General features: G+C 43.2%; 6 protein-coding genes and 1 pseudogene. 5 read left to right on the top strand and 2 right to left on the bottom strand.

Features of this window, described 5'->3' with window-relative positions; translation table 11 throughout:
* Positions 1-369 precede the first annotated feature (369 nt).
* Together F6J94_RS18125 and F6J94_RS18130 are read left to right on the top strand one after the other, a co-directional pair.
* Positions 370-1,323 (top strand): hypothetical protein, encoded by a 954-nt coding sequence (locus tag F6J94_RS18125; RefSeq protein WP_070394721.1) that lies wholly within the window; start codon positions 370-372, stop codon positions 1,321-1,323.
* A 9-nt stretch (positions 1,324-1,332) separates the two neighbouring features.
* Positions 1,333-2,583 (top strand): hypothetical protein, encoded by a 1,251-nt coding sequence (locus tag F6J94_RS18130; protein WP_293043067.1) that lies wholly within the window; start codon positions 1,333-1,335, stop codon positions 2,581-2,583.
* Here F6J94_RS18130 and F6J94_RS18135 read toward each other — a convergent pair whose 3' ends face one another.
* Positions 2,584-2,721, bottom strand: a complete 138-nt coding sequence (locus F6J94_RS18135) for a hypothetical protein (protein ID WP_293043070.1) — start codon at positions 2,719-2,721, stop codon at positions 2,584-2,586. It abuts the gene before it with no gap.
* Positions 2,722-2,883: 162 nt separating this feature from the next.
* On the opposite strand from F6J94_RS18135, the gene F6J94_RS18140 reads away from it, so the two are divergent.
* Positions 2,884-3,006 carry a hypothetical protein gene (locus F6J94_RS18140; RefSeq protein ID WP_293043073.1) on the top strand — a complete coding sequence of 41 codons (123 nt, stop codon included), beginning with the start codon at positions 2,884-2,886 and terminating at the stop codon, positions 3,004-3,006.
* Between the two features lie 339 nt (positions 3,007-3,345).
* Positions 3,346-4,470 carry a tetratricopeptide repeat protein gene (locus F6J94_RS18145; RefSeq protein ID WP_293043076.1) on the top strand — a complete coding sequence of 375 codons (1,125 nt, stop codon included), beginning with the start codon at positions 3,346-3,348 and terminating at the stop codon, positions 4,468-4,470.
* A gap of 3 nt (positions 4,471-4,473) precedes the next feature.
* On the opposite strand, the pseudogene F6J94_RS18150 reads toward F6J94_RS18145, so the two are convergent.
* Positions 4,474-5,241: pseudogene (locus F6J94_RS18150) on the bottom strand (Uma2 family endonuclease).
* Positions 5,242-5,621: 380 nt separating this feature from the next.
* Between F6J94_RS18150 and F6J94_RS18155 the strand changes: the two are divergent.
* A partial coding sequence (locus F6J94_RS18155) for a filamentous hemagglutinin N-terminal domain-containing protein (RefSeq protein ID WP_293043079.1) occupies positions 5,622-9,792 on the top strand: 4,171 nt, incomplete at its 3' end.

Consider the following 9,792-nt stretch of genomic DNA (forward strand, 5'->3'; position numbering starts at 1 on the left):
TGAACTGATCTGCATCTGTCTGGGAAGTCTCCCAATGCAGAGCAAATCAAGAGCAATCTCGAAGCACTTCATGCAGCAGCTGTTTTTCAATGCGAAACAGCCTTAGAAGATTTTCTTTGTGAACCTTCCCAAGCTGCTTTTGCCATAGTAGAAGAATTTCTTGACCGTGTACTCCGTGCTGAAGCAGTCAAGGATGAATGGCAAATTTTTCTTTACCAGGAACGCTCTTCTATCTGGCCTAAGGAATTTGAGCTATTGGGTGAACGCTCCAGGGTACGCCAAGAGTGGCTAGAGGCAGTAGAACAGGCAACAAACCTAAATCAGCAAGAGTTGATGTCATTATTCAAGTAACACAACAAGGAGAATCAAATGCCCAAAGAACTTAAAGTCACAATGCTAGGACATCGAGGGGTAGGCAAAACCAGTGTTTTAACTGCTATGTATGAGCAGTTCTCTGATACGTTTGAGGAAGCCGATTTGCAACTGACTCCCGATCCTGTAAGTTCCGCATTTCTGCAAGAGCGTTTAGGAGAGCTAAAAGCTCTGCTGGATGATTTTGAAGCGACGGGAGGATTGGAAGGAACAGAGGAGCTCAAATGTTTTAAGTTTGGTCTAGGAAAGATTGGTGAAAAACCATCTTTACAACTGACTTTTCAAGATTTTCCCGGTCACTATCTGGATGATAAGGATGGTGAATTTGTCAAAAATGTAATGCATGAATGTGTTGCAGTTTTGATTGCTATTGACGCTCCTGCACTCATGGAAGCCAACGGCAAATGGCATCATTTGAGAAACAGACCCAAGCAGATTTGTGATATTTTTAAAATAAGCTATGGAGATTTAAAAGAACCTAGGCTCGTTATCCTTGTTCCTGTTCGTTGTGAAAAATATTTGCAAAACGAAGAAGATGCTAAAAAATTACGTAACTGCATCAAAGACAAATATGCTGAACTATTTAAGTTATTCAAGAGCGAAAATTTGCTGACTAAGATTGCCTGCGTAATTACACCTGTTCAAACTGTAGGAACTGTGATATTCAATAATATTAGAGTAGTGAATCAAAGACCGCGTTTTTACTTTCGCAAAATTAGTCATGATGCTGGATATAGTCCCAAAGATAGCGATCAGCCGTTACGGTATCTTTTGAGTTTCCTACTCAAACTTCATTACGATACGAAATGGGGCTGGTTCAATACTATTCGTCATTGGCTAGGTTGGGATAGATACCTTTTAGAAGCTGCTCGCCAGTCTGCTAGTCAATGTAAATCTTCTGGTGGCTTTGTCATTATACAAGGCGAAGATAAACTTTTTATTGATAAATAGGAGTAAGCAATGAAAATTTATGTTCTAAGTGCTGGTTTTTATCAAGAACAGGATTACTTTTGGAAAGAAGTTGCAAAGGATGAACAAAAGCCAATAGATGAACCAGATTTGGTTAAAAAATCTAAACTATTGCTTGAAACCCAAGGGTATTCGATTTTTATAGGGCGTGAGAGTGGTAACTTAATTTTGCTTGTCACAGGCATGAAAGCAAGCAAACGCAAAGATTATCGAGGTCGCACTATACGAAACTCTATAGCGTTGATTGCTCAAGATAATGAGCAGGATGAGCAACAAATACGAGGAATCGCTGTGCTTGCATTAGAGGGAAAATTACAAAATGACATTGACAGTGCTATTAAAGAAGGAGGGGAATACGGATTTGAAGTTTCTTATGAACAAATCGAGCATGTCATCAAAGCATCGCTTCAAACCAAGAACTCCACTGCAACGAAGCCTCTGATGATAGGTAAAAACTCAGAAGATAATATAAAACTTATTGCTAAGGAACTTAAAGAATCCCGTCTACCTCAGAAAAGCAATGCTTCGGATTCACAAGCATTAGTCGTTGTTACCGGAATTAAGGAACAAGACGATCTCAAAAAAGCAGGAGTTTGGCGGGGATTATCGAATCTTGGAGATAACGAAGACCTTTCTCCCTATGAGCCACCGAATTCAGTTCAAAAAAATTTTCTAAGCTTTGAGATCCCAAGCTTTTTGGACGCAATTAAAAAATATAATCCCCAATTGGCAACAATATTGATAATTTTCGGCGTGATTGGGCTAATTAACCTAGGGCTTAGTTGGAATCCAAGCAGATTTGGGAGAGTACACAATCCTTCTCAGCCAACCACTGTTGTTTTAGCTGCTATTAGCCCAGGTCTTCAGTATTTTGTAACTGCTGATCCTGATGGTAAAGTGGTAGTGCAGGATACCCAAGGTAAAACGAAGAATACCCTTAAAACAAATGCTCAGGTCAAATCAGTTGCCCTTAGCCTTGATGGAAGTTATGTCGTTACTGGGGATGAGACTGGAAACGTGAAATTGTGGGATGTAACTAACAAAAAAAACATTGAGCTAAGACGTCATGTCAATTTAAAACATGAAAAAGCAGTTTTGTCACTGGCGATCAATTCTAATTCTTCTAGGGATAAAGTAAAAATAGTTAGTGGTGGTGCTGATGGGCAAGTGCTGTTGTGGAACGTAAATGTTAATGTTAACCAAGGTAAGGGCGAAGCTAACATCGAACGTTATATTCCATGATTAAGTAATCAGGTTGGGTCCCACCGTCACAAATGGGCAAGATGCCCATTCCACAGGTGCGACCCAAGGGCGGAACGGGCAAGATGCCCATTCCACAGGTGCGACCCAAGGGCGGAACGGGCAAGATGCCCATTCCACAAAACTTTTAAAATCATTCCATTATTAGGCAACGCCCACACTTTAGTTAGTATTAACTTATGTAAAGTTACGTTAAGATACGTTGCAGTTTCTTATCAAGCTTGTCAAAAGTTTGTTATCGTTCATTATCGGCATTCATAAATTTAAGAAAGGAAAATAAAAATGAAGACTTCTCAAAATCCCAACCATTTGGGTCAATCAGTGGCTCTAGGTCTGGTTTTAGTGGTAGCCAGTGTTGGTATTTTCATCCTGATGATGGTCCAAAGTGGTGCTTTGCAATCCTAGTTATCGTTGTGAATATGGATCAGGTTTGCTATACCTGGTTCAACTTTTCCTGAAACTCAATAAACCCAGCTATAGCGCTATAGCTGGGTCATAAATAAAAAAGACATCTACTATATATATCTATATCAGGATTGTTAGGTTATTAAAATTAAACTTGACATCATCCAAGAATAACCCTTCCGGTCTAGGCCGGAAGGGTTATTATCATAAGTTGACCCCAAGCAATCCTGTAGCTTAACAGAAGTTAACCAAAATTTATCCCGGTTAACCCTTCCCGATTAGCGGGTGTTCATGGTAAAACTCATCAGTATAGTGAACCTCCCAAAGTACACGAGCCTGATGACTATGAAAACATTGACCTTGCTACAGCAAACTTTGTTCCTCCTTCTTAGCTTATTTTTTTCCGTAGTGGCAACCCCCCTGCCAGAAATTGCTGAAGCAATGCCAACTCTGGTATCTAGCCGACAGCAGTATAATCAACAGCTCAATGACCTTCTCCATCAAGCACGAGAGTTGGTAGATGCGGGGGACTATGAGGGAGCTGTTGCGGTTTATAAAGAAGCAGCTAAGCTGGAGCAGAGAAACCCTAAGATTTTTTCGGGCATTGGCTATTTAAAGGCAAGTTTGGGCAAATTCCAAGACGCTGCCGCCGCTTACAAAAAAGCGATCGCACTAGAGCCAGAAAATGCTAATTTCCATTACGCACTGGGTTACAGTCTCGCCAATGCTGGGGACAATGCTGGTGCTGCTACGGCCTATCGTCGTGCCACTAGACTGAACCGAGAGAATATTAACGCCTATTTTGGTTTGGCCATTACCCTGCTACGTCAAAAGGACTATCAAGGGGCAATAGAAACCTATGAAAAAATCCTGGAAATTGAGCCAGACAACCTAACAGTATACCAGTTAATCGGTGCAGCCTGGTTAGAGCAGGAAAATTCCGAAGAAGCCATTAAAGTGTTCCAAAAAGCAGCGGAAATTGCTCCGAACGAAACCCGTATCCAACTAAGTTTGGGCACAGCTTGGTTGATAGATGGAGATGAGATGGCTGGACTGGCGGCTTTTGAAAAAGCGGTGAAATTAGCCCCTCGTAATCCTGAAATTCACCTCCAAATCGGTCAAATTCTGGAATCGAGAGGGAATTTATCCAGGGCCCTCAAAGCATTTCGGCGAGCAGCTTCTGCCCAACCTGATTTAGTAGAAGCACAGGAGTACATCGGGAAAATTCTTCTCACCCAAGAACAATATGTACCAGCAGTAGTGACCTATAGACGTTTGATTGAACTGGCTCCAGAAAATGCCCAAGCTCACTATAACCTAGCAGTAGCCTTAAAAAAACGTTCTCGCGTCACCGAAGCTCTCACTGCTATCGAAAAAGCCCTAGAACTTTACCAGACTCAACGGGATAACGAAGGGATTGAGCAGACCGAGTCTCTGCTTAAGCAACTGCAAGAGTTTCTTTAAGGATCAGCACAGATCCAAATCTTTTGGATCTATCCCTTTAGCTTTTAATTGCGACCGCAATGCTTTCATACGACTTCTTTCTTGGGCCAAGGTTTTTTGAGCTTGGTTTAAAGCTTCCTGTGCTTCTTCTAAAGCTTCCTCTGCTTGCTCTGCCCGTTGACGTTCTTGTTCTGCCTGTTGTTGAGCCCTATCTTTGAGCTCACTAATTTCCAAATAGCTAGCAAACCGCTGTCCATTTGGAGAATAAAGCACTAATTCCGACTCTACTAACTCAAAGGTAATTGCTAAACGGGGACTAACCCAACCTACCATCTGAGGGATGGGTTCTAAGGTTTCTCCTGAACGCAACCAGCCTTTTAGTTTTATCCGATTTGGGTCAAAAAGATAGTACTATTCTACTTCATGGCTCTGATAAAACTTGAGTTTATCCTCTTCTAATTCTTTGATAGTGTTAGTTTCTGATGCAATTTCAAACACCACCTGGGGATTAAGATTATCTTCAACCCAGGTCTTGTAGGAACGCCGATGCCCTTTCGGTCTACCGACAACCACCATCACATCCGGTGCTTGGTTAATTTTTGGTTTTCCTTGTACTGGATACCACAACAAATCTCCAGCGACGAACACATTGGGGTCATCCTTGAATAGGACTTCTAGGCCATACTTAATGGTGGTAATTAGTTCAAATTGAAGGGTATTGTCCGCCAAAGGTTTGCCGTCACTTTCGGGATAGAAGATGTCATCGGTGGTCGGCTGTAGCGGCTGAACCATTGCAAAAACTGTTACCTGAGCTGATAAGCCTATTTTATCTTATCTAGGGTTTGTATATGGGTTGTAAACACAGGAATTGCCATAAAAGGCAAAAGGCAAAAGGCAAAAAGCAAGAGGGGCAAGAGCTCCGGAGTTTTATTGGATAATAAAAAAAGACCATTAAAGTTTACATATCATTTATAAACCCTATACCAACGGTTTCAGAGATCAAAAACCGAAACTATCAATCCGCACGATTTTCGTAAATTTTTGTTAAAAATAACCTAAAAATTCCGTAAACTGCCTGGCTTTCCCTGGAAAATAAATAATAATCTAGAGGTAAAGTTCCTTGACTGCTATCGGTACTCCAGACAACTAGCTATTTGTGCAGAGGCGGACAGATGAATAATCAGCAAAGTAAGCCCTCAACCAGAGGGCTAGGGATATTGCCCTTAACTGAGGGAGCCATAACCCTAATCGGATGGGTGGTTATTGCTTTTTCGGGAAATTATGCCCTAGCCCAGATTACCCCGGATCAAACCTTGGGTAATGAATCTTCAGTGGTAACACCAAATCTAACTATCAGGGGAGAGCCAGGGGACTTGATTGAAGGGGGAGCAGCGCGAGGTAGTAACCTGTTCCATAGCTTTCAAGATTTTAATGTTGGTCAGCTACAGCGGGTTTACTTTGCCAATCCAGCCGGAATCGAGAACATTTTGTCTCGGGTGACCGGGAGTAATATCTCCAACATTCTAGGAACTCTTGGTGTCGATGGTGGAGCGAATCTGTTTTTACTCAATCCCAATGGCATTGTGTTTGGCCAGAATGCCAGGTTGGATATCGCAGGTTCCTTTTTCGCCAGTACAGCCAATAGTTTAGTGTTCAACAACGGTACAGAATTCAGTGCCACCAATCCACAAGCCCCCCCTTTATTGAGTATTAATATTACTCCCGGATTGCAGTATGGCTTGAATCACCCCAAACCCATAATCACTAACGGTGGTTATTTAGTAGTGGGGCAAGACCTCACCCTAGCTGCTGGCAATCTTGACTTACAAGGTCAACTAATTGCTGGAGGAGATGTGACACTCCATGGAGAAGATACAGTTCAAATACGCGATAGTATCGGGCGACCATTTATTGCCGCTGCTGGCGGGAAGTTATTGATTCAGGGCAATCAAGGGGTGGATATATTTGCCTTGAACCATCCAGACAGTGGTCTGTTTTCCGGTGGGGATCTGGTTTTGCGATCGCAAAATACTGTCGCAGGTGATGCCCACTATTGGAGTGGTGGCAGTTTCCGGATTGAACAGCTCGATGGCAGTCTCGGAGATTTATTTAGTCCCGATGACCCGATAATTCGCTCAGTTGGGGATGTTAGTTTCAACAGCTATCTAGGCACCTCCCTACATATTGTGGCAGGGGGAGCGGTAGAGATCGGCTCTGTGATCATTACAGGCTCAGAAACAGGTACAGAAGGAATAGACTTTATTTCCGAAGCCATTACCTTATCTAATGGCACAGTAGTGAATATTAACGGTCAAGCTGAACCGACTCTTGATATTCGTGCTGGAGTAGATCCCACTGAAGTTGGTATCCCTGGACTGACAGGCAACCGATTCTTTGGTGACTTGTTCAATTTGAATATCTTTGGCAGACCCACTATAACCAATACTGCTACCAGTGCAGATATTACAATCGGCACCATCGCTTTTGCTGATGTCAGTATATTTGACTTCAACATATCTGCCAATGATCTGTTGGCAGGAAAGGTTTTGCTCACCAATCAGTACAAGCCTAATCCTTCACTAGCAGGAGATATTGAAGTTTCAGCGACTCTAGGTTCTTTAGTGCCAACTCTGGCCAATCTAGCCATTCAGAACGGTGAACTATCCAAAGGAGGGTCAGTTACTATCGATTCTCGCGGTAGCATTACTCTCAACGGTATAGTTAATACCATTGCTATTCCAAATAATAATCCGTTTAACCCTTTCTCTGGCAATGGCGGTGATGTTACGTTTTTGGCAGATAATAACATCACCCTTAATCCAGGTTCTTTCATTGCTTCTGCTGGAATAGAGGGAGGTAAGATCACCCTCAACAGCGGTAGCAACTTTTTGCTGGATGACGCTGGTGTTGTTACCCTTACAACCGGTACAACTGGGGCAGATAAAGGCGGAAATTTAATTGTCAATGCCCCTGAGTCAGTGACATTAATTAATACAGAAGGGTCAGGGTTCAACAATTTGGGGGAATTGCTCACCAACTTCACCAATTCCAACTTAGTACAACGGCTCCTCGAAGTTTTCAATGGGTCTGGCTTGGGAACGGTTACAACTGGAGCAGGGAATTCTGGGGACTTAACCATTAACACCAGAACTTTGAGTATCCAAAACCAAGCCCAAAACCAAGAATCACGGAGTCTAGCTGGAGCTGCTACTGTCACTTTACCTGGTAGTAGTGGCAATAGTGGAAATTTAACGGTTAACGCTGAGTCAGTAGAAATTGTCGGCAACGAAACTGGTCCATTTATCCCTACTCCTAACGAACGAGTAGCCTTGGCTATCAGAGCTATTCCCACGGGGTTGACCACTGCTACTAACAGTACTGGTAAGGGAGGCGACTTAACCATTAATACCCAACGTTTAACCATTCAGAATGGAGCTGGAGTAGCCACAGCAACTGCTAACAGAAGCCTAGACAACGCAAAGGATGGGGGAAATTTAACCATAAATGCCACTGAGTCAGTGACATTGTCGGGGAAGGCTACCTTGGCTAGCGCTACCTTGAACTCAGGTAATGCCGGTGAGTTAAAGGTCACAACACCCACATTGACTCTTGAGAAGGGAGCGGTGATTTCTGCTGATAGCACTGGTTCAGGGAATGCTGGGGCATTAACCATTAACACCGAACAACTTTTAGTACGTGATGGCTCCAGAATTGGCGCAGCAACAGGAAATAGTGGTACGGGAGCCAATATAACAGTCATCGCTTCGGACTTAGTCGAGTTAGTTGGTACTGCTGTCGATGATCAGAATAATGTAGTTCCTAGTGGTATATTCGCTAACTCTCAATTCATTGACATTGAAAATGTTACAAATGAACTTGGCGATGCTGGGAATATTAACATTGATACAGAAAATTTGATTGTTGGGGATGGGGCAGTTGTATTGAGTTCTACCGAAGGTCAAGGCATCGGTGGAACGATAACTATTGATGTTAATACTCTCGAAATTACTACTGGTGGACAACTTCGCACCACTGCCTTTGGGGAAGGTGGGGCTGGTGACATTACCCTGAATATCGATAACAGGGTGCTGATCTCAAATCCCAATAGCGGACTGTTAGCAGAGACTGAAGGCGCTGGGGCTGGTGGAACGATCACGATTAATACTCCAGAGCTGACACTCCAGGATCAAGGACAGATTTCTGCATTTACCTCTGGTACAGGAACTTCTGGAAACATTTTTGTTGAGAATGCTGACTCTGTCGAGCTTGCCGACAACAGCTCAATTTCAACGGAGGTAAAGGCTGGTGCAGAGGTAAACGCTAGCCCAGGGGAGGAAGTGGGTACGATTGATATTCAGACGGGTACGCTTACTTTAACCAATGGCTCTGACATAACTGCCAGTACCTCTGGGAAAGGGGATGCCGGTAGTATCTTTATAAAAGATGCTCAACAGGTTAACCTTGATCTCAATAGTTCGATATCCACAGCAGTAAATACTGAAGCAGTTGGCAATGGTGGGGATGTCGATATTGAAACCAAGTCTCTATCTCTAGATAACACCTCGGAAATTGAAGCAAGTACTGCCGGTACCGGAGATGCAGGTAGTATCACAATCCCAGATGCCCAGGAGGTTAACCTTGATCGGAATAGTTCGATATCCACAGCAGTAAATACTGGTGCAGTTGCCCAAAAAGACAGCAATATTGCGATTAAAACGCGATCGCTTACTTTAAACAATGACTCTGACATAACTGCCAGCACCTCTGGGATAGGGAATGCCGGTAGTATCACCATACAAGAGGCTCAACAGGTTGACCTGAATCGGAATAGTTCCATATCCACAGCAGTAAACTTTGGTGCAGAGGGCAATGGTGGGAATGTCGAGATTGAAACCAAGTCTCTATCCCTGGACAATCAGTCGCAAATTGAAGCGAGTACTGCCGGTAACGGAAATGCCGGTAGTATCAAAATCCCAGACGCAGAGGAAGTTTCCCTTAATCGGAATAGTTCGATCTCTACAGAGGTGAAGAAAGGTGCAATTGTCCAAAAAGACAACAATATTGATATTGACAGCAATATTGATATTAAAACGCGATCGCTTACTTTAAACAATGACTCTGACATAACTGCCAGCACCTCTGGGATAGGGAATGCCGGTAGTATCACCATACAAGAGGCTCAACAGGTTGACCTGAATCGGAATAGTTCCATATCCACAGCAGTAAACTTTGGTGCAGAGGGCAATGGTGGGAATGTCGAGATTGAAACCAAGTCTCTATCCCTGGACAATCAGTCGCAAATTGAAGCGAGTACTGCCGGTAACGGAAATGCCGGTAGTATCA

This window comes from Moorena sp. SIO1F2, from assembly GCF_010672755.1.
Lineage (GTDB): Bacteria > Cyanobacteriota > Cyanobacteriia > Cyanobacteriales > Coleofasciculaceae > Moorena.